Origin of the sequence: Streptomyces sp. CA-210063 (genome assembly GCF_024612015.1) — a bacterium.
Lineage (GTDB): Bacteria > Actinomycetota > Actinomycetes > Streptomycetales > Streptomycetaceae > Streptomyces.
Window position 1 is genome coordinate 3,459,069 of the sequence record NZ_CP102512.1, and the last position, 20,076, is coordinate 3,479,144.

The 20,076-nt window shown below is 70.6% G+C and carries 19 protein-coding genes; 8 read left to right on the top strand and 11 right to left on the bottom strand.

Features of this window, described 5'->3' with window-relative positions; genetic code table 11:
* Positions 1–41: 41 nt before the first annotated feature.
* Positions 42–917 (top strand): alpha/beta fold hydrolase, encoded by an 876-nt coding sequence (locus tag JIX56_RS14765; protein ID WP_257540889.1) that lies wholly within the window; start codon positions 42–44, stop codon positions 915–917.
* 20 nt (positions 918–937) lie between these two features.
* On the opposite strand, the gene JIX56_RS14770 is transcribed toward JIX56_RS14765, so the two are convergent.
* Positions 938–1,834: an NYN domain-containing protein gene (locus JIX56_RS14770; protein ID WP_257540890.1), complete on the bottom strand. Its 897-nt coding sequence runs from the start codon at positions 1,832–1,834 to the stop codon at positions 938–940.
* 246 nt (positions 1,835–2,080) lie between these two features.
* On the opposite strand from JIX56_RS14770, the gene JIX56_RS14775 reads away from it, so the two are divergent.
* On the top strand, positions 2,081–2,233 hold the full coding sequence (locus tag JIX56_RS14775) for a hypothetical protein (RefSeq protein WP_257540891.1): 153 nt from the start codon (positions 2,081–2,083) through the stop codon (positions 2,231–2,233).
* Positions 2,234–2,326: 93 nt separating this feature from the next.
* Here the strand turns inward: JIX56_RS14775 and JIX56_RS14780 are convergent, their stop codons facing one another.
* The 4 genes from JIX56_RS14780 to JIX56_RS14795 all read right to left on the bottom strand — a co-directional run bounded on the left by JIX56_RS14780 (position 2,327) and on the right by JIX56_RS14795 (position 5,625).
* Positions 2,327–2,932, bottom strand: coding sequence for a MarC family protein (locus JIX56_RS14780; RefSeq protein WP_257540892.1), 606 nt, complete (start codon positions 2,930–2,932; stop codon positions 2,327–2,329).
* Between the two features lie 134 nt (positions 2,933–3,066).
* Complete coding sequence (locus tag JIX56_RS14785; RefSeq protein ID WP_257540893.1) at positions 3,067–3,927, bottom strand: PHP domain-containing protein; 861 nt, start codon at positions 3,925–3,927, stop codon at positions 3,067–3,069.
* 228 nt (positions 3,928–4,155) lie between these two features.
* Positions 4,156–4,797 carry a DUF6758 family protein gene (locus JIX56_RS14790; RefSeq protein WP_257540894.1) on the bottom strand — a complete coding sequence of 214 codons (642 nt, stop codon included), beginning with the start codon at positions 4,795–4,797 and terminating at the stop codon, positions 4,156–4,158.
* A gap of 243 nt (positions 4,798–5,040) precedes the next feature.
* On the bottom strand, positions 5,041–5,625 hold the full coding sequence (locus JIX56_RS14795) for a suppressor of fused domain protein (protein ID WP_257540895.1): 585 nt from the start codon (positions 5,623–5,625) through the stop codon (positions 5,041–5,043).
* Positions 5,626–6,214: 589 nt separating this feature from the next.
* On the opposite strand from JIX56_RS14795, the gene JIX56_RS14800 reads away from it, so the two are divergent.
* Both JIX56_RS14800 and JIX56_RS14805 read left to right on the top strand, forming a co-directional pair.
* Positions 6,215–7,339, top strand: a complete 1,125-nt coding sequence (locus JIX56_RS14800) for a magnesium and cobalt transport protein CorA (protein WP_257540896.1) — start codon at positions 6,215–6,217, stop codon at positions 7,337–7,339.
* Between the two features lie 86 nt (positions 7,340–7,425).
* Positions 7,426–7,989 (top strand): hypothetical protein, encoded by a 564-nt coding sequence (locus JIX56_RS14805; RefSeq protein WP_257540898.1) that lies wholly within the window; start codon positions 7,426–7,428, stop codon positions 7,987–7,989.
* A gap of 265 nt (positions 7,990–8,254) precedes the next feature.
* Here JIX56_RS14805 and JIX56_RS14810 read toward each other — a convergent pair whose 3' ends face one another.
* Complete coding sequence (locus tag JIX56_RS14810; protein ID WP_443031820.1) at positions 8,255–8,977, bottom strand: hypothetical protein; 723 nt, start codon at positions 8,975–8,977, stop codon at positions 8,255–8,257.
* A gap of 212 nt (positions 8,978–9,189) precedes the next feature.
* Here JIX56_RS14810 and JIX56_RS14815 point away from each other — a divergent pair, with 212 nt between their 5' ends.
* The 3 genes from JIX56_RS14815 to JIX56_RS14825 all read left to right on the top strand — a co-directional run bounded on the left by JIX56_RS14815 (position 9,190) and on the right by JIX56_RS14825 (position 12,335).
* Positions 9,190–10,491 carry a magnesium transporter MgtE N-terminal domain-containing protein gene (locus JIX56_RS14815; RefSeq protein ID WP_257540902.1) on the top strand — a complete coding sequence of 434 codons (1,302 nt, stop codon included), beginning with the start codon at positions 9,190–9,192 and terminating at the stop codon, positions 10,489–10,491.
* A 94-nt stretch (positions 10,492–10,585) separates the two neighbouring features.
* Positions 10,586–11,158 carry a DUF1003 domain-containing protein gene (locus tag JIX56_RS14820; protein WP_257540904.1) on the top strand — a complete coding sequence of 191 codons (573 nt, stop codon included), beginning with the start codon at positions 10,586–10,588 and terminating at the stop codon, positions 11,156–11,158.
* Between the two features lie 43 nt (positions 11,159–11,201).
* On the top strand, positions 11,202–12,335 hold the full coding sequence (locus tag JIX56_RS14825; protein WP_257540906.1) for an Mrp/NBP35 family ATP-binding protein: 1,134 nt from the start codon (positions 11,202–11,204) through the stop codon (positions 12,333–12,335).
* Between the two features lie 164 nt (positions 12,336–12,499).
* On the opposite strand, the gene JIX56_RS14830 is transcribed toward JIX56_RS14825, so the two are convergent.
* From JIX56_RS14830 to sigE, 5 genes are all read right to left on the bottom strand, one after another.
* Positions 12,500–13,171: a hypothetical protein gene (locus JIX56_RS14830; RefSeq protein WP_257540907.1), complete on the bottom strand. Its 672-nt coding sequence runs from the start codon at positions 13,169–13,171 to the stop codon at positions 12,500–12,502.
* Between the two features lie 301 nt (positions 13,172–13,472).
* The gene (locus JIX56_RS14835) at positions 13,473–13,922 is read right to left on the bottom strand and encodes a sec-independent translocase (protein WP_257540909.1); all 450 of its coding nucleotides are present in this window, start codon (positions 13,920–13,922) and stop codon (positions 13,473–13,475) included.
* A 235-nt stretch (positions 13,923–14,157) separates the two neighbouring features.
* Complete coding sequence (locus JIX56_RS14840) at positions 14,158–16,059, bottom strand: trypsin-like peptidase domain-containing protein (protein ID WP_443032038.1); 1,902 nt, start codon at positions 16,057–16,059, stop codon at positions 14,158–14,160.
* 1,102 nt (positions 16,060–17,161) lie between these two features.
* The gene (locus tag JIX56_RS14845) at positions 17,162–18,346 is read right to left on the bottom strand and encodes a zf-HC2 domain-containing protein (protein WP_257540912.1); all 1,185 of its coding nucleotides are present in this window, start codon (positions 18,344–18,346) and stop codon (positions 17,162–17,164) included.
* Entirely contained in the window at positions 18,343–19,044 is a 702-nt protein-coding gene (gene sigE / locus JIX56_RS14850) for an RNA polymerase sigma factor SigE (protein ID WP_257550870.1), read from the bottom strand. Before sigE ends, JIX56_RS14845 begins: the two co-directional genes overlap by 4 nt.
* Before the next feature lie 263 nt (positions 19,045–19,307).
* On the opposite strand from sigE, the gene JIX56_RS14855 reads away from it, so the two are divergent.
* Positions 19,308–20,009, top strand: coding sequence for an O-methyltransferase (locus JIX56_RS14855; RefSeq protein ID WP_306819941.1), 702 nt, complete (start codon positions 19,308–19,310; stop codon positions 20,007–20,009).
* The last annotated feature ends 67 nt before the right edge of the window (positions 20,010–20,076 follow it).

A 20,076-nucleotide genomic window follows, 5' to 3' on the forward strand; every position in this document is an offset into this window, starting at 1 on the left:
CGGGCCGTCCGCCGGAACCGTCCTCCCGATACCCTCGCCCCATGAGCCGTCCCTCGACCTTCACCCCTCCCCCCGGCGCCCGTGCACACCTTCTGCGCACCCCTCGTGGGGAGTTCGCGGTGATCGAGGCGGGGACGGCGGTCAAGGGGACCGTGCTGCTGGTGCCGGGGTTCACCGGGAGCAAAGAGGACTTCATCGGACTTCATGAGCCGTTGGCGGAGGCGGGGTACCGGACGGTCGCGGTGGACGGACGCGGGCAGTACGAGAGCCCGGGTGACGTGGACGACGAAGCGCCGTACGCGCAGGTGGAGTTGGCGCGGGACCTCCTCGCTCAGGCGGAGACCGTGAGCGACGGCAGCCCCGTGCACCTCGTGGGCCACTCCCTCGGCGGCCAGATCTCCCGCGCCGCCCTCCTGCTGGACGCCTCCCCCTTCGCCTCACTCACGCTGATGTCCTCGGGCCCCGCCCAGATCTCGGTCGGCCAGCAGCAGCGCGTGAAGCTGTTGCGGGACGCCCTGGCCGTGATGGACATGCAGCAGGTGTGGGACGCCATCCAGGCGATGGAGGCGCCGGAGCCGGAGGAGACCCAGACAGGCGCCCTCGACGAGGGGCTGGACGACCGCGCCGAACTGCGCCGCCGCTGGCTCGCCACGAGCCCCGCCCAACTCATCGCCACGGGCCGCCAGCTCTGCGCGGAGCCCGACCGCGTCGCCGAACTCGCCGCCGTGACCCTGCCCAAGCACGTCCTGTCCGGCGAACGCGACGACACCTGGCCGATCCCGATCCTCGACGACATGGCCGTACGCCTGCACGCGCACCGCACGATCATCCGCGACGCCGAGCACTCCCCCAACACGGACCAGCCGAAGGCGACGGCGGACGCCCTGATCGGCTTCTGGGACCGGATCGCCCGCTGAACCGCGGTGTGGCCAAACCCCTAGTACTGCGCCCGCAAATGTTCCCAGAACCCGTCCCGCAGTGCCCGTCTCAGGTCCGCCTGCCCCCGCAGCGAGTACTGGAGCAGCCCCTCCGCCTCGACGAGCAGGTCCTGGTCGACGGAGCCGGGGAGGTACGGGTGGCCGTGGAGAAGCTCCTGGAGGCTCTCCCGGCCACGGGAGCCGAGCCACTTCGCGGCGATCTGGGCGCCGACGAAGCGGACGTCCTCGCGGGTGGGCCGGGCGCCGGTGGCGGCTTCGTAGGAGGGAGCGGCCCGCCGTGACACATACGGCTTGAAGAAGTCGAGGTCGAAGGTCCGCTGACTGTCGACCTCCCAGAGCAGCGGATCGGCCTGGTTGCGGCCCTCGGGTGCCTCGATGCCCCAGAGGTGGACCCGGGCCCCGTATCCCTGCGCAGCCTCGACCGCCGACACCAGGTCCTCGTCACCGCCGATGAGGGCCGCGTCACTGATCGCGCGATGCCGGGCCAGTGACTCCAGGTCGGTGCGGATGAGGGAGTCGACGCCCTTCTGCTGGTTGTTGGCGTTGAGGTTGCCCAGCCGCACCTTGACGTCCGGCAGTTCGGCGATCGACTGCTGTTCCGCCGTATGGATGCGGCGGCGCGCCCCGTCGTACCAGTAGACCCGCAGCAGCCGGCTGTCCGCGAAGATCGTGCGCGCCTTGTCGATCAGCGCGTCGATGAGGCCTTCGGCGTCGAGGTCGAAGGAGCGGCGGTCCTCGGTGCCCGCGACGAGCCGTCCCACGGCCGCGTACAGATACCCGGCATCGACGAAGATCGCGTGCGTCGAGGGCGTCTTCGCCACCTCGGCGAGCATGCGGTGCAGCAGCTCGTTCGTACGGTCGATGCGGCCGCCGAGCGCCGTGAGGTCGTCGTTCATATACTTCCATTGTCCCGGTGGTCACGCTACGAACACAACCGGTCCCAATCAGTCTTCCCGCCTCCAGGTAGACATACTCCCCTACCGCTTACCAGTCAGTAATTAGGTTCTCGAAAATTTTCCTTAGCGTAGGGAATGTTTGTAGCGTGCATGCCGTTGACTCCTCATGGAACACGGGCACCGACGACCCGCGAACCACCATCAGTAGTTCTCCTCAGGAGGATGACCAGACGAAGGGAGAAGCCCATGCGCTTCGAAATTCTGCGACTCGACGACGTCAACGGCACGCCCGTGGACAGCACCGTCGTGGACGCCGCCTCCGTCAACCGGATCGTGCAGCAGGCCGCCGCCATCGGGCAGCGCCTCTGGATCCGCCCGGCCGACGCGACCGCCTCGTAATACGCGGGTCGTTCACACTTCAGAGCCCCGTACGGCACCGATGCCGTCCGGGGCTCTGCTGACTCTGCGGCGCGGACCGACCGGCGATACGCCTCAACCGCCCCGCACGACCTGAGTGACGCCGTTGATGATCTGCTGCACGGCGATCGCGGAGAGCATCATGCCCGCGAGCCGGGTCACCAGCACCACGCCACCGTCCTTGATGACCCGGATGATCAGCAGCGAGTACCGCATCGTCAGCCACAGCACCACATGGATCGCCAGGATCGCGGCCCACACGGACACGTGACCGGCCACACCGTCCGCCTTCTGCACGGCCAGGATCACCGACACGATCGCACCGGGGCCGGCCAGCAACGGCATCCCCAGCGGCACGAGCGCGACGTTCACGTCCTTGGTCTGCTTCGGCTCGTCCGTCTTGCCGGTCAGCAGATCCAGCGCGATCAACAGAAGCAGCAGCCCACCCGCGATCATCAGCGCCGGCACGGACACATGCAGATAGTCCAGGATCTGGTGCCCCAGCAGCCCGAAGACGGTGATGACGCCCCCGGCCACGCAAACGGCCTGGAACGCCATCCGCTTCTGCGTCCGGGCGGGCCGCCCGGCGGTGAGCCCGAGGAAGATCGGGGTGATCCCAGGGGGATCCATGATCACAAAGAGAGTGAGGAAAAGGGAGCCGAAGACGGCGAGATCGAACACAGGGGTGCCTTGCGAGAGTGAAAAGCGAAAGAAAGAGGGCAGCCCACTGACAACTCGTGTGGGCAAGCGTTCCGCGAGGCGGAACGGTGGGGCACAGCCGGCAGCCGCCGGGTGCCGTACGACGAGAGGGCGAGCTAGCGGGCTCCGCCGGCCCCCGGGACGGGAAACGCTCCGGTGGCCCGTCGTGTGATCTCCCCGTACACCTCGGGGTCGGTCGTGTACTCGCCGAGTACGCAGGTCTTGCGGCTGCCGTGGTAGTCCGAGGACCCGGTGGTGAGGAGCCCCAGCTCCTTCGCCAGGCCGCGCAGCCGCGCCCTGGTCGCCGGGTCGTGCTCCATGTGGTCGACCTCGATACCGTCGAGCCCGGCGGCGGCCAGCTCGGCGATGGCGGACTCCGGTACGGTCCGGCCGCGCTTGACGGCGGCGGGGTGGGCGAAGACGGCGACGCCGCCGGCCCCCTTGATCAGCCGGATCGCCTCGAAGGGGTCGGTCTCGTGCTTCTCCACGTAGGCGCGGCCGCCGTCGGCGAGCCACTGCTCGGTGAAGGCGTCGCTCACGGTCGGTACGACGCCGAGTTCGACGAGGGCGGTGGCCACGTGCGGCCGCCCCACGGAACCGTCCCCGGCGATCCGTGCGACCTGCTCCCAGGTCACGGGCACGCCCAGTTCGTTGAGCTTGGCCATCATCCCGCGGGCCCGCGGCACCCGGTCGTCCCGGACCAGCTCGCGCTCGGCGAGCAGATCGGGCTCCTCGGGGTCGAACAGATAGGCCAGCATGTGCATGCTGACACCGTCCAGCCGGCAGGACAGCTCGGCACCGGTGACCAGCGTGAGCCCCTCCGGCAGCGCGGCGATCGCCTCGGCGTGCCCGCGCGTGGTGTCGTGGTCGGTCAGCGCGACGACGTCCAGCCCGGTCGCCCGCGCCTTGCGCACCAGCTCGGCCGGGGTGTCCGTACCGTCGGAGGCCGTGGAGTGACTGTGCAGATCGATACGCACGACTCGGACTCCAGGCGCAGACGAAACGGAAGCGGACGCTCAAGGATAACGCCCTTCCGGCCGGCTCCTGTCACACCCGAAACCCGGAAGCACCCCCTACAGGGTTCATGAAGGGGGTGCGGACATCCTCCGGCCACGGGCAGCCGAGCCAGGGGCGCGGGGAACTGCGCGACCAGCCACACACCCCGCAGCGGCCCAAGCACCCGAACCCCCAACCCACCAGGCGCCCTACGGCTCAAGGATCCGCGGCGAGAGCGCCCCGCACGGCAGCAGCTCCACCTCCGCCCCCGCATCCCGCAGATCCGTCAGCACCAGCTCGTCGTACATCAACAACCCGGTCTGCTCGGGCCACACGATCGCCCACAGCCACAACCCGAGCGCCTCCCCGGCGAAGACCGCACGGTCGTCCGGCGTACCGGTGACATGCCACAGCGGCGTCGGCCGCCCCGCGGCGAGCACCTTCGCCTGCGGCGGTTTCTCGACGCTCAGATACGGCCCGGGGTCAGGCCCGTCGATGCCCGCGTACCGCGAGCCGAGGCCGACGCCGAGTTCCTCCGCGATGAGGACGAGTTCTCCTACGCCGCCGAGCGGGCCAGGGCCGGAGCAGGCCACGGCCGTGGCCCGGCCGCCGCTGCGGTCGTCCCCGGCGAAGGCGGCACCCGTGAACAGCCAGCCCACGGGCAGGGGCCACGGCATCCAGACCGGCACCTTGGCACGGTGCACCACGACACTGAGCGCCTCGACGCTGGGCGGGATCACGGGCTGCAGCGGGTGCACCGTCCCATGCACAGCGCACTGCCAGGAGTCGGCAAAGAGGCCGGGAGCCCTGACCCGGCCACCACACTTCGGGCAACTGGGTTCGCCCCTCATAGGGCCCAACGGTCCTCCCCGTGCTTCCTCGCGTCAAGGACGATCACCCGTCCGGCGTGTGCGCGTCACATTTCGCGCACGAACGCCGGACTACGGACTCCGGTCGGCCCACCGGACCGACCAACGGAATCAACTACCCACACGACCAAGGGAAGCGGCGGTTTTCGGCCATGTGCCGAGCGCCCTCCGGTCACGTATGGCGTGCCGTCCGTCACAAGGGGAAGTCGTGTGGGGGTGGTCCGGTCAGTCGAGGGCGACCGACTTGCGGACCGGGTCCCGGAGGTCCGTCCCATGGGTGAGCCAGCGCTCCTGGAGGGCCTGGGCGCCGTGCACCCGCTTCCAGGCGGCCTCGTTCGCGGTCATCGGGAGAAGTGGCAGGAAACGTACGGGATCGGCGGGCGCGTCGAGTTCGAGGTCCTCGACCAGGCCGCCCGACTCGGCGACGAGGACGGAGGTGAAGGGGGCGCCGCGCCACAGCGGACCGCCCACGTCGAGGGAGGCGCCGGGGGCCACGATCACCCCCTCGACCTGCGGGGACGCGGCGAGCACGGCGAGCGGGCGGAGCACCTTGTCGGTGTCGGCGATGCCGTGCCGTACGGACAGGACGAGCTCGGCGCGGGGACCCTTGACGGGGTCGGCGAGCACCGCGGTGGGGTCGGCCATCGGCTGGGCGGACATGCCGAGCGTGACGTAGCGGACGACGTCGCCGTCGGTGAAACGGAGCACCTCGATGCGGTCCGTGCCGAGAAAGGTGACCGCGGCGCGCGCGTCCGGTTCGCCCAGCGCGGTGCGCAAACGGGCCTCCACCAACGGAAGAACATCAGCCATGAGCCGAGCATAGAACTCGTCAGGAACCGGCAAACGGGCGCCTTGACACTTCAGCCGACTGTTAGTCTTGGGCGCCGGTCGAGACAGCACATGGGCAGCGCGCAGAAGCGTCGCTCTCAAGCCTTCGCGTCTCGCACCGAAAAGACTGACTCCCCTACGGGGAACCCCGGATGGGGTATGGAACGTCCCTTACGAGGGACCGGCCGGAGGAGGTGGGGCTGCGATGGACCGAAGTCGACCGTGCAGTACCACCCGCTCTTCCGACCACTGAGTTCCGTAGCTCTTGCTGTAGCTGTTAGCTCTCGCTTCCGCTGGCTGCCACCCTCACTCGCGTCGTGCCGCTCGCCGGTCGTCGCGCATCGGAAGAGCACTTCTTTCCCGTCTTGATCCGATTGATCCGAATCGCCGATCAGAAGTCGCTGATCTCTCACCGGTCAGCCGTCGCCTGATCTGAATCAAGCGAAGCTGTCACCGCGACGGTGCGGTGCTCCCCGCTTTGTGGACGTGCCAAACATCCGCAGTCAAAACGTCCCCATTCCGGGTAGTTCCAACCGTCGTCGGCGGCCTTTCGTTGCGAAGGAGCCTGCTCATGTCGATGATCCACAACCTGCGTGCCGCAGTTCGTCCGGCCCGTCCCTCGCGTCTGTCGCTGCGCAAGGACGGCGGCGTGTACGACGCCACGCGTCCGGCGGAGGCGGCGACGGCCGTCGTGGACTGCGCCGTCTACCGCGACGGAGCGCGCGTCGCGTTCGAGCGGAACCTGACGCCGCATGAGGCGATCCGTCAGGTGCGCCGCGACGGCGGCTTCGTCTGGATCGGCCTGCACGAGCCGTCGGAGGCCGAATTCGCCGGTATCGCCGCTGAGTTCGGGCTGCACCCGCTGGCCGTGGAGGACGCGGTGCACGCGCACCAGCGACCGAAGCTGGAGCGCTACGACGACACCCTCTTCACGGTCTTCAAGACCATCCACTACGTCGAGCACGACGAACTCACCGCCACCAGCGAGGTGGTGGAGTCCGGCGAGGTCATGTGCTTCACCGGGCGGGACTTCTTCATCACCGTCCGGCACGGCGGGCAGGGTTCGCTGCGGGCGCTGCGTCACCGGCTGCAGGACGACCCGGAGTTGCTCGCCAAGGGCCCCTCGGCCGTGCTGCACGCCATCGCCGACCACGTCGTCGACGGATACGTGGCGGTCGCGGACGCCGTGCAGGACGACATCGACGAGGTGGAGACGGAGGTGTTCTCTCCCGGGCGCAAGGGCACGCCCCGGGGTACCGACGCGGGCCGGATCTACCAACTCAAGCGCGAGGTCATGGAGTTCAAGCGTGCGGTGCTGCCGCTGGTGCGGCCCATGCAGCTGCTGAGCGAGCGGCCGATGCGGCTGATCGACCCGGACATCCAGAAGTACTTCCGTGACGTGGCCGACCACCTCGCCCGGGTGCAGGAGCAGGTCGTCGGCTTCGACGAACTCCTCAACTCGATCCTCCAGGCGAACCTGGCGCAGGCCTCCGTCGCCCAGAACGAGGACATGCGCAAGATCACGTCCTGGGCGGCCATCATCGCCGTACCGACGATGGTGTGTGGCGTCTACGGCATGAACTTCGACTACATGCCGGAGACGCACTGGAAGTACGGCTACCCGGTCGTCCTCGGCGTCACGGTCGCGCTGTGTCTGGGCATCCACCGGACGCTCAAGCGCAACGGGTGGCTGTAGCTCGGCGGGGCCGGTGATCGGGGGGCCTGGTAACCAGGGGGGCCGGTGATCGGGGGCCTTCGAGGGGGCCCGGTTAGGCTGCCTCCATGACCGCCGACTCGCTGTCCGCCGACGCGCTGCTCGATCAGGCCCTCGTGGAAGAGGCCACCAAGAAGTCCGGGCTCATCTGGGTGCGGAGTGAAGGGGCGACGTCGACGCTCCAGGGACGAGGGCAGGTCGTGCCCTCGCGCGCGTTGTGGCACGTCTGGCACGAGGGCGCGGTGTGTGTGGTCGGTGACGGGCCGGGCGAGCAGCCGTTGCCGGGGCTGGCCGACGGGGGCTCGGCGGTCGTCACCGTCCGTAGCAAGGACAAGGGCGGCCGACTGGTCAGCTGGGCCGCGCACGTCGTCGAGCTGGCCCCGGACTCCCCCGAGTGGGAGGCGGCGGTGGCCGAACTCAAGGGCAAACGCCTCAACGCCCCCGACGGCGAGGCGATGCCGGCCCGCTGGGCCCGCGAGTGCCGGGTGCTCCGCCTGGAGCCGACGGGTTCCACCCTGCCGCTGCCCGACGACGACCTGGCCGAGGCGCCGGTCGCTTCTCCCGCGACGACCCGACAGCCGATCCCGGCGGGCGTGCCCCGGCTCCTCTTCGGGCGCCGCAAGCGGAAGTAGCGAGGACCGGGTTCCTGGCCGTGTGGGCCCAGCCCTGTCCGGCACCGCCTGAATCCTCCGTCGTGGCTGATCACCGTCGCCACGGAAAATGGGGAGCCGACGGAGAGGAGCGGCGAGCGGAGAACAGGCGGGCCGGCCGAGAGGGTGGCCGGCGGAGAACAGGCGGGCCGGCGGCCAAGAGCGCGGTGGTGGGAGCGGGTGACCGGGCTGCGTGAGCGGTGAGGCGGCGGAAAAGGTGAGCCGGCGGTGAAACGTCGGCCGTGCGTTACGACGTCGGTAGTTGCTTGCCGTAGTCCACGACCGACTTCTCGTCCGGCTCCTCCAGGGTGAAGTTCTTGCCCCAGTCGGTGAGGAGGATGGTGCCGGCGTCGCCGGCGCGGACCAGGCGGAGGGGGTAGGGGGTGCCTTCGAGGGAGACGTCGAGCGTGCCGCCGGAGCCCTTGTCGCCGGTGATGCGGATGGTGCGGGTGCCGGACTGCTCGTGGTGGCCGTCGGTGGACAGCGTGCCGTGCAGGGTGAGGAGGCTGTTGAGGAGGACGTCCTTGTCGGTGAAGCCGCTGAAGCGCTTGTAGGCGGGGTCTCCGGTCGGCACCTTCACATACATGCCGTCCAGCTTGTCCGCCGCGGCCGTCTCCGACTCCTCGTGGTCCTCGCCGTCCTTCCCGGAGTCCTGGTGGTCCCAGAAGTCCTTGTCGGCCTTCAGAAAGAGGTGCTCGCCGACCTTCAGCAGCCGGAAGGTGGACCCCTCGGACGTCACCGAACCCGTGCCGCCGTCCTCCTTCAGGCGCATGTCCAGCTTGTAGGTCTTGCCGTTGCTCACCACGGCCCCGGACAGCCGGACCGTGTCCGCCGCCGTGGCGGCCGCCTTGGTCCTGCTCTGGATCTTCGCCGGCTCCAGCTTGCCGACCCCGTTCGTGCCCTCGTTGGGGTCCTCGCTGCACCCTGTGAGCCCCGGCCCGCACGCCACGAGGGTGCAGACGGCGCTCACCAGTGCGGCCCTTCGGGTACGGGGAATCACAGACACAGGCGATGCACCTCTTCGTGGGGAGTCCAGGCGTACCGCAGAGTACCGGGGCTCCCGGCACACCACGGAGCCAGTCCGTACGCACCGCTCACCAGGGCATATCCGATCGGGACGGGCTAGCCTGAAGCCCTCCACGGCGGACAATCCCCCTGCGACAGGAAGGAAAGGGGCGGCTCATGGCGGCGTCGGCGCCCCGGATCTTCGTCTCCCATCTCTCCGGCGTCGCCGTCTTCGACCCGAACGGCGACCAGGTGGGCCGGGTCCGCGATCTCGTCGTCATCCTGCGGGTGGGCCGGAAGCCGCCGCGGCTGCTCGGGCTGGTCGTCGAACTGTCCACGCGCCGCCGGATCTTCCTGCCCATGACCCGGATCACCGGCGTGGAGTCGGGCCAGGTCATCACCACCGGCGTCGTGAACGTGCGCCGCTTCGAACAGCGGCCCACCGAGCGGCTCGTCATCGGGGAACTGCTCGACCGCCGGGTGCAGCTGGTGGAGACGGGCGAGGAGGTGACCGTCCGCGACATCTCGGTGCAGCAGCTGCCGGCCCGCCGGGACTGGGAGATCGACCGGGTGTTCGTCCGCAAGGGCAAGGGCGGGGCGTTCCGGCGGCACAAGGGCGAGACGCTGACCGTGGAGTGGTCGGCGGTCACCGGGTTCTCGCTGGAGGAGCAGGGGCAGGGCGCCGAGAGCCTCCTCGCCACCTTCGAACAGCTCCGCCCGGCCGACCTCGCCAACGTGCTGCACCACCTCTCTCCCAAGCGCCGGGCCGAGGTCGCCAACGCACTCGACGACGATCGTCTCGCCGATGTCCTGGAGGAGCTGCCCGAGGACGACCAGATCGAGATCCTCGGCAAGCTGAAGGAGGAGCGGGCCGCCGATGTCCTGGAGGCCATGGACCCGGACGACGCGGCCGACCTGCTCGCCGAGCTGCCGGAGGAGGAACAGGAGCGGCTGCTGACGCTGATGCAGCCGGAGGAGGCGGCGGACGTACGGCGGCTCCTGGCGTACGAGGAGAAGACCGCCGGCGGCCTGATGACCACCGAGCCGATCGTGCTGCGCCCGGACGCGACCGTCGCCGACGCCCTCGCCCGGGTCCGCAACCCCGATCTGTCCCCCGCGCTCGCCGCCCAGGTGTACGTGTGCCGGCCGCCGGACGAGACGCCGACCGGCAAGTACCTCGGCACGGTCCACTTCCAGCGGCTGCTGCGGGACCCCCCGTACACGTTGGTCAGCGCGATCCTCGACGACGATCTCCAGCCGCTGGACCCGAAGGCCGCGCTGCGGGCCGTCGCCGGGTTCTTCGCGACGTACGACATGGTCGCGGCGCCCGTGGTCGACGAGAGCGGCTCGCTGCTGGGCGCGGTGACCGTGGACGACGTACTGGACCACATGCTGCCCGAGGACTGGCGGGAGACGGAGTTCCATCTGTACGAGGACAACGGCGACGCCGACGACGAGAGGGCCGGCGATGGTTCCTGAGCGCGAGGGGCGTGACGGGAGGAAAGGGGGGCGCGAGCGGGCGCACTCCGACGCAGTCGTACGCGAGCGCACGCCGTTGCCCTCCGGGGCGCCCATGCGGGAGCGCACGCCCTCAGGCGCCACCGCGCGCCCGCGTACGCGTCTCGATCAGCCGCTGCCGCGCCGGACCCGGTTCCTGCCCGAGTGGGACCCGGAGGCCTTCGGACGGCTCTCGGAGCGGGTCGCGCGGTTCATCGGCACCGGACGGTTCCTCGTCTGGATGACCGTCGTCGTCATCGTGTGGGTGGTGTGGAACGTGTTCGCCCCGCGCGACCTGCGTTTCGACAACTACCCCTTCATCTTCCTGACCCTGATGCTCTCCCTCCAGGCCTCGTACGCCGCCCCGCTGATCCTCCTCGCGCAGAACCGCCAGGACGACCGCGCCCGGGTCGACCTGGAACAGGACCGCAAGCAGAACGAGCGCTCGATCGCCGACACCGAGTATCTGACCAGGGAGATCGCCGCGCTGCGGATCGGCCTCGGCGAGGTGGCCACCCGCGACTGGCTGCGCTCCGAGCTCCAGGACCTGGTCAGGGAACTGAACGAGCACGGCGGCGACGGCCATCGCGAGACGCGGACCGTATTCCCGCCGGAACATCCGCGCGGACGTGACATGGGCGACCGCTGACGGGGCTCCCGGGGGCCCCGCGAGTCGCCGTACCATCGTCCTTATGGCTACGGAAGACGCGGTGCGTGAAGCACTGTCGACGGTGAACGACCCCGAGATCAACCGACCCATCACCGAGCTCGGGATGGTCAAGTCGGTGGACATCGGTGCGGACGGAACGGTCGCGGTCGCCGTGTACCTGACGGTCTCCGGCTGCCCCATGCGCGACACGATCACCCAGCGGGTGACCGACGCGGTCTCGCGGGTCGAGGGCGTCACCCGCGTCGACGTCGAGCTCGACGTCATGAGCGACGAGCAGCGCAAGGAGCTGGCGACCGCGCTGCGCGGCGGCCAGGCCGAGCGCGAGGTCCCGTTCGCGAAGCCGGGTTCGCTCACGCGCGTGTACGCCGTGGCCTCCGGCAAGGGCGGCGTCGGCAAGTCCTCGGTGACGGTGAACCTGGCGGCGGCCATGGCGGCCGACGGCCTCAAGGTCGGTGTCGTCGACGCCGACATCTACGGCCACTCCGTGCCCCGCATGCTGGGTGCCGAGGGCCTTCCCACCCAGGTCGAGAACATGATCATGCCGCCGTCCGCGCACGGTGTGAAGGTCATCTCGATCGGCATGTTCACCCCCGGCAACACCCCCGTCGTCTGGCGCGGCCCGATGCTCCACCGCGCCCTCCAGCAGTTCCTCTCGGACGTCTACTGGGGCGACCTGGACGTCCTGCTCCTCGACCTCCCGCCGGGCACGGGCGACATCGCCATCTCGGTGGCCCAGCTGGTCCCGAACGCCGAGATCCTCGTCGTCACGACCCCGCAGCAGGCGGCGGCCGAGGTCGCCGAGCGCGCCGGCTCCATCGCCGTGCAGACCCACCAGAAGATCGTCGGCGTCGTCGAGAACATGTCGGGCCTCCCGTGCCCGCACTGCGACGAGATGGTCGACGTCTTCGGCACGGGCGGCGGCCAGTCCGTCGCCGACGGCCTCACCCGCACCACCGGCGCCACCGTCCCGGTCCTCGGCAACATCCCCATCGACGTCCGGCTCCGCGAGGGCGGCGACGAGGGCCGCCCCGTCGTCCTCTCCGACCCCGACTCCCCCGCCGGCGCGGCCCTGCGAGCCATCGCGGGCAAGCTGGGCGGCCGTCAGAGGGGCCTGTCGGGCATGAGCCTGGGAATCACCCCGAGGAACAAGTTCTAGGGGCACCTACGAAGCCAGGGGCGCGCTCTTGAAGGGCGCGGGGAACTGCGCGACAAGCCCACAACGAACCCGCAGCCCTGAACGAACCCTGAACCCCTAAGGCGATGAAGGGCACCGCAGCACAACGATGCGGTGCCCTTCGGGCCATGCGTACGCCGCTCGGGCTAGGCGTACGCCGCGATGTCCTTGATCACGGCGAAGCCCAACCCGTACGCGCTCATCCCTCTCCCGTACGCCCCCACGTGCACCCCCTCCGAGGTCGACCCCGCGAGTACCCACCCGAACTCGGACTCGCGGTAGTGGAACGGCGTGGGCACCCCGTCCACGGGCAAGGACAACGTCGACCAGTCCGACCCGGCCAGGTCGTCCGCGAGAACCCACGCCGTCTCGGTCTGCTGGTCCAGCCAGTCGTCCCGCAGGGAGTGGTCCAACTGCCCCGGCCAGGTGAAGGACAGCAGCCCCACGCCCGCCAGCCAGGCCGCCGAGGAGACCGACGTGGCCTCCAGCACACCCGTGCCGTCCGCGCTGCGCCGTACGTCGTTCGCGGCGACGGTCACCACGACCGCGAACCGCTCCTTGACCTCGTCGTCCGCCCCGGCGGTGAACTCGTTGCGCACCGAGGGCTCGTCACCGTGACCGATCGAACCGTGCTCGACCGCACCTTCCGCCGACGTACCCACCTGCATCAGCCAACGCTGTCCCGTGAAGGCCTCGTCGAGGCCGTACCACGGGAAGGGCGCCAGCAGGTAGCCGTCGACCGTGCGTCGGGCGGAGGGGACCTGTTGTCCACCCTCCGCGGCCGACGCCTGCGCGCCTACCCGACTCGTCGTCTCCATGTGCCCGGACGCCTCCTCGCTCTCGGCGGACCGGAGCGGCCCGCCCCCCACTCGGGCGTCGTCGCTCACTGTCCTTACGGTCCGCACAACAACTGGGCAGCATAGCCACAGCTCTCCGAGCAGCAGGGAAAGCGCCCGGCGCGTAGGACGGCGTACGGGCGGGTTCGGGCCGTACGAGGGTGCGTGACGGTATGAAACGCATCACGTACGGGGGCGCGGCGGCACACGGGCGTACGGCACGGAAGCGCAGGTCGGAGGTGGTGCGGACGGCGACCGGGCGTACGGCAGCCGGGCGTACGACTCAGGTGGCGTCCATGTCGTACGGCGGACGCTCCTCCAGCTCCAGCTTCTTCTTGGTCATGTCGATGGTTCCGCCGGAGGAACCACCGGACTCGGCGCCGGCGGTGGAAGAGGACGACGACGAGGACTCGGAGCCGTGGACCGCGTCCGTGAGCTCGGCCATCTCCTTCTTCAGGTCGAAGCCGCTGCGGATCTCCTTCAGCCCCAGCTCTTCGTTGTCCAGCTGCTTGCGGATGAACGTCTTGGGGTTGAGGTCCTCGAAGTCGAAGTCCTTGAACTCCGGGCCCAGTTCGCTGCGGATGTCCGCCTTGGCGCTGTCCGAGAACTCGCGGATCTTGCGGATGGTCCGCGTGATGTCCTGGATCACCTTCGGGAGCTTGTCCGGACCGAAGACGAGCACGGCGAGGACGACGAGCGTCACCACCTCGAGCGCACCTATGTCATTGAACACCTGAAGCTCCTTGCGATGTCCTCGGTCCCGTTCCTCGGGCCTCGGCAGGTCTTCCGTGGTACGGGCCCGCTCCAAGGTACCCGGCCATCCTGTCGATCCGGTACCGTCAGGCGGCTTCCGACCACCTCCGGGCGGCGGGTTTTCTCAGCTGTTTGCCTGGCAGGAGGGGGTACGGGACCCCCTCCTGTGAAGTTGCTGTCACTACGCCGGGCCGTCTCGAATCGCGGTCGGGCGGTCAGCCGCCGCCGGACGAGCCGAGGGTCAGGGTGACCGTCTGCTCCTTGCCGTTCCGCTGGAGGGTGAGCTCCAGGCGGTCGCCGGGCCGGTGGGCGCGGACCTTGACGATCAGCTCGTCGCCGGAGTGGACGCGCTGCCCGTCGACCTCGGTGATGACGTCACCCGAGCGGATGCCCGCCCGGTCGGCCGGGCCGCCGGCGGTCACCGCGGAACCGCCGCCGCTGCCCTCGTCGCCGATGCGGGCGCCGTCGCCCGCGTAGTCCATGTCGAGGGTGACACCGATCACCGGGTGGGTCGCCTTGCCCGTGTTGATCAGCTCCTCGGCGACGCGCTTCCCCTGGTTGATGGGTATCGCGAAGCCGAGCCCGATCGAACCCGCCTGTCCGCCGTCCGACTCCGAGCCGCTGCCGGCGGACCGGATGGCGCTGTTGATGCCGATCACCCGGCCCTTGCCGTCGAGAAGCGGGCCGCCGGAGTTGCCCGGGTTTATCGGCGCGTCGGTCTGCAACGCGTCCACGTACGACACGTCGCTGACGTCACCGCTCTCACCGCCGGCCGTGATGGGGCGTTCCTTGGCGCTGATGATGCCGGATGTGACGGTGTTGGCCAGGTCGAAGGGGGCGCCGATGGCGACGACCGGGTCGCCGACCCGGACCTCGTCCGAGTTGCCGAGGGGCAACGGCTCGAGTCCGCTGACGTCGGACACCTTGACGACGGCCAGGTCGTAGCCGGTGTCCCGGCCGACGATGGTGGCCTTGGCGGTCTCGCCGCCGCTGAACGTCACCGATATGTCGCCGCTCGTGCCGGCGGGGTCGACGACGTGGTTGTTCGTGAGGATGTGCCCCCGCTCGTCGAGCACGAACCCGGTGCCGGTGCCCTGCGCGCTCGCGCCGCTCACATGCAGCGTCACGACGCCGGGCAGCGCGCTGGCGGCGATCTCGGCGACGCTGTCGGGCGCCCGCCCCGTCACCCCGTCGCCGGCCTGCGGCAGCTCGACCTCGCCGACCCCGCCGTTCCGCTCCAGATAAGCGCCCACGGCTCCGCCGATGCCTCCGGCCACGACGGCGATCAACAAGGCCCCGACCAGCAGCGCCTTCACCCGCCGCCGACGCCGCCGCGCCACATCGGCCACCCCGGCCCCGTTCTGCTGCAACGACCCCGATCCGGCCCACGGATCGTAGTTCTGCCAGGGCCCCTGCGGGGCAGCGTGAGGGGCGTCCGCGAAGACCGGTTGCGACGGATCCGCATAGGCGGCCGGCGCGGGCTGCCTCCCGTCCCCATACGGAGCCGGCGCACCCGAGTCCCGGAAGGGCGCAGGCCCCGGCTGAGACGGATACGCGTAGGAGGCCCCTGAGGGCTGAGCCGCCTCCGGGTACGGGACTGCGGCGGGCTGGGGCGCGCCGGGGAAGGGAACTGCGGCGGGCTGGGAGGACTCCGGGTACGAAGCCGCCACGGGCTGCGGCGCCTCCGGGAAGGGGGCTGCCTCGGGGTGGGAGGCCCCGGGGTACGAAGCCGCCGCAGGCTGCCGCGCCTCCGGGAAGGGAGCCGCCGCAGGCTGGGGCGCCTCCGGGTACGGCGCCGTCGCCGACTGAGCCGTAGTCGGATGCGGGCCCGCGTCCGGTTGAGGTGCGTCCGGGTACAGGCCGGCCGTCGTCGGCGGAGGCGCAGTCGGCGGTACGACGGTGTCGTTGGCCGGGGTCACCAGCGCGGGCTGGGGGGCAGCCGAGGTCGCTTGCGCGTGGGTCGGGGCGGCGGCCGACGTTGCCCCGGTGGGCGTCAGGGCGCCAGGCGAAGTAGCCCCGGTGGGCGTCAGGGCGCCAGGCGAAGTAGCCCCGGCGGGCGTTGGAGCCCCCTCAGAGGTCGCCGCACCGTTCGTCGGCGCCCCCGCCGACGTGGGCATGCCGTGTGCCGGTGTCGCCGCCTGGACGTTCGTGCCGTGCGCGGGAGTCGTCGCCGGGTGCTGGACCGGTGGAGCGGGCGCCCAGGGGCCGGGCTCGCCGTACGGCGGGGTGCTGTAGGGATCGGGGTCATGCAGCGGCTTGGGGCGCTCGGAGGGCCCTCCAGGGGCGCTCAGGGCACCCGTCTCGCCCAACGGCTGGGCGTCGGTGACAGCGGTGGCGGCCACGGCGGTGGCTGCGGCACCGGCAGAACCCGGCACCCCGGGCTCACCTATACGCTGGGCCGCCGCCTCGGAAACCCCCGCCCCCGGGGCCCCTGCCTCGGCATCCGGCACCTCACGCACCGCAGGCCGAGTCGTTTCACCAGCCTTGGCCGCCGGCGGCACCGTGCCGTTCTTCTCCAGCGCCAGCCCCGCGGTCGCCTCATCGGAAATCGGCGAACTCACCTCACCGGCTGTTCCGTTGCTGTGCTCCAGCCCATGGCGAGTGGTCGCGTCACCAGAATCCGGCGAACTCACCCCACCAGCCGCTCCGTTGCCCTGCCCCGGCACAAGCCGCGTGGTCGCCTCACCCGAAGTCGACGAACTCGCCCCGGCCACTTGTGCGTCGCCCACGTCGGCAGCCTGGACCTCGTCCGCACCACTACGCCCCGCATCCACCGACGCCGGTCGCTCCAGCTCGAAGTCGCCGTCCAGATCTGCCGTGGAGCCCGATCGGAGTGGGGCCTCAGCGGCGGGCCGGGCCAGTTCGAAGTCGGTGTCAGTGTCGGTGTCGGTGTCAGCCGCGGCCCCGCCCGGGGCAGGCGCCGTCGTCGGTCGCTCCAACTCGAAATCGCCCTCGGCATTTCCCCCGCGGACCACGTCCGCGGGCACCCCGGTGTGGTCCCCCGTCGCCCCGGCCCCCGCGCCGTGCGCTCGGGGTCGGCTCCACCATTTCGCCTTCGTGGGCTTCCCCTCGTTCATGTTCTCCCCACACCTAGGGCCTGCCCCAAGGACCGGCCCGCCGCCCACCGTTCGCCGAGTGCCGCAGGCCGGAACCGGCCCGAGCGGACACGGCCCACTCTGGATTCAACCAGGTTCGCGGGCCGGCGCGCAGAACTCGGGGTCAGCGGAGGACGGGCGAGGTGGGTGTGGGGGACGAGGCGGCGTCGGGAGCCGTCAGCAGGCCCGGTCCCGTGAGCTCGGGTGCCTGCGACCAGCCGGTCAGCTGGAGCGGCGGTGCGGCGGTGAGCGGACGTATGAGCGGGGACATGACGGCGGCACCGGCCAACACGGGTGTGGTCAGCGGGTGTACGGCCTGACGGTCCTGGCCGGCCGGAGCGGGGACTCCGGGCAGCAGGGGTGCGGAGATCTCCGTCGGGGCGACGGGCACCTCCCCGGTGGACTGCTGGCCCAGTCCGAGCAGCGGCCCGACGGCTCCCCGGCGGCGCTGCGACTCGGGGGACGGAACCGTCCCCGAAGCCTGTGTCCGCAGCGGTGTGACATTGCTGCCTGATCCGGAGCCGCCCCGGGCGTCCGCCGTCTCGACGGGCACCCCGCTGGTCACGCCACCGAGGGCGATCGCGGCCAGCGACACCGCGCCGGCCGCCACGAAGGCGAAGCGCATGCCGCGTGAGGCCGAGCGCTCGGCCTCCTGCCGGCTCACATCATGGATCCGAAAGCCACGGTCGCCCGTGACTCCTCTGTCGTGGGCGGCTCTCTCCTCCCGGTCCGCGCCGGTGTCCGCGCCCCCGGAGAGGTCGCGTCCGCCGCTCAGGAAGCCCCGGTCGCCCAGCGCTCCGCGGTCACCGAGGAAACCGCGCCCGCTCAGAAAGCCTCGATCACCGAGGAACCCACGGCCGCCGAGCAGTCCACGGCCCTCCGACGGCGTCAGCGCGCCGCCATGTGGTCCCGACGGGAGGTATCCGAAGGAGTCGCTGCCGGGTCCGAAGACACCGAAGTCGGCGAAGTCCCGGGAGTCGGAGGGGTCGACGGGCAGGCCCGGCCCACCGGCCGCACCACCGAGTCTTCCTCCGAAGCCACCGGACAGCGGCGAGCCGCCGCCGGTGTCGCCGCCCGCCGGGAGCATCTGGAGACGGGCCAGAAAGCTCTCGGACGGAGGCGGCGGGGCGGCCTCCGCGAAGACGTTCTTCAGACGGCGCTGCTCGTCCGCCTCCACCTTGCACTTCGCACAGGTGGCGAGATGTGCCAGGACGCGGTCGCGCGCCTCATGACCGAGCTCTCCGTCGACGAGGGCGGAAAGACGGTCTCCCAGATGCTGCTCAGCGGGCGTAGGCCGGGATCCACTCACGCGGTCGCGCCCCCTCCTCCCAGCACGGGCACCCGCGGCACCGTGAACCCGCGGCGCTGCTCGGCCCGGGCCTCCGGGGAGCGGTGCGCGAGGGCCTTGCGGAGCTGGGAGCGGCCGCGGTGGATCCGGGAGCGGACCGTGCCGAGCTTGACGCCCAGGGTCGCGGCGATCTCCTCGTACGACAGTCCTTCGATGTCGCAGAGGACGACGGCGGCGCGGAACTCGGGCGCGAGGGTGTCCAGCGCCTGCTGGACGTCGGCGTCGAAGTGCGCGTCGTTGAAGATCTGCTGCGGGGTGGGCTCGCGGCTGGGCAGGCGCTCGGCCGCGTCGTCCCCGAGGGCGTCGAAGCGGATGCGCTGCTTGCGCCGGACCATGTCCAGGAAGAGGTTCGTGGTGATGCGGTGCAGCCAGCCCTCGAAGGTGCCGGGCGTGTACGTCGACAGGGAGCGGAAGACGCGGACGAAGACCTCCTGGGTGAGGTCCTCGGCGTCGTGCTGATTGCCGGTCAGACGGTAGGCGAGCCGGTAGACACGGCCGCTGTGGGTGCTGACGATCTCCTCCCAGGTGGGCGGAGTCCACGCCTGCGCGTGCGCGTCCGTGGTGAAGGTCGCGGTCTGTGCGACGTCGGCGTGGCTGTGGTCAGCGGTGTCGTTCACGGATTTGGGCCTGCCCGCCGATCCGAGGAAGCGCCGCAGCACTCCTCCACGATCCACAGGCGCAGCCGCACCTCCCCTGTCGGCTCTGGTGGTGTCCGGTGGAGCCCCTACCATAGCCACCTCGCCCGTTAGCTCCGGATAAGCGGTTTTACGAGAAATTGTTGTGCGCTGATGTGGCTCATATGACTGATGCGGCTCATATGGCTTTGTCAGCACCTGCACCTGCGCCTGCTCGTCGTACTGAACCATCCTGTGCCCCCGTCGCGGCCCCCGTCACTCACTCATCCCTTTAAACGACCGGTCCCATCAGCAGGTTCCCGACGGCAACGGATACAGTCACGCCCAGGCAACCACGGGGACATAAGGAGAGGGTCATTACCGGCAACCGGCTGACGAGCTGGGCGTTCGCCGACGCCTTTGTCGCCGAGGACGACGCGCTGCGCTGGGCCCGCGACCGGGCCCGAGAGGCAGGGCTGCGCTCGGTGTCGCCCGGCACGGGCGCCGCGCTGCGGGTGCTCGCCGCCACCGTGGACGCGAAAGCGGTGGCGGAGATCGGAACCGGGACCGGTGTCTCCGGGATCCATCTGCTGCACGGTATGCGGGCGGACGGGGTGCTGACCACCGTGGATCCGGAGCCGGATCACCAGCAGTTCGCCCGGCAGGCGTTCCGCGCCGCCGGCTTCGCCAGCAACCGCGCGCGCTTCATCCCGGGCCACGCCCTGGACGTACTGCCCCGGCTCGCGGACGCCGGGTACGACCTGGTCTTCTGTGACGGTGACCGGCTGGAGAGCCTCGACTACCTCGCTGAATCGTTGCGTCTGCTGAGACCCGGCGGGCTGGTCGCCTTCGAGGGCGTCTTCGCCAGCGGGCGCACGGTGGACTCGAACCCCCAGCCGACCGAGGTCATACGCCTGCGGGAGCTGCTGCGAACGGTCCGCGAGAGCCCGGAACTCGTACCGTCCCTGCTCCCGGTGGGCGACGGCCTGCTGTGCGCCGTCAAGCGCTGACGGACACCCCCGGATCCCCCCTGCACGCCCCCCGTACAACAGCGCCCCGGCACCACCGAGTGCGGCG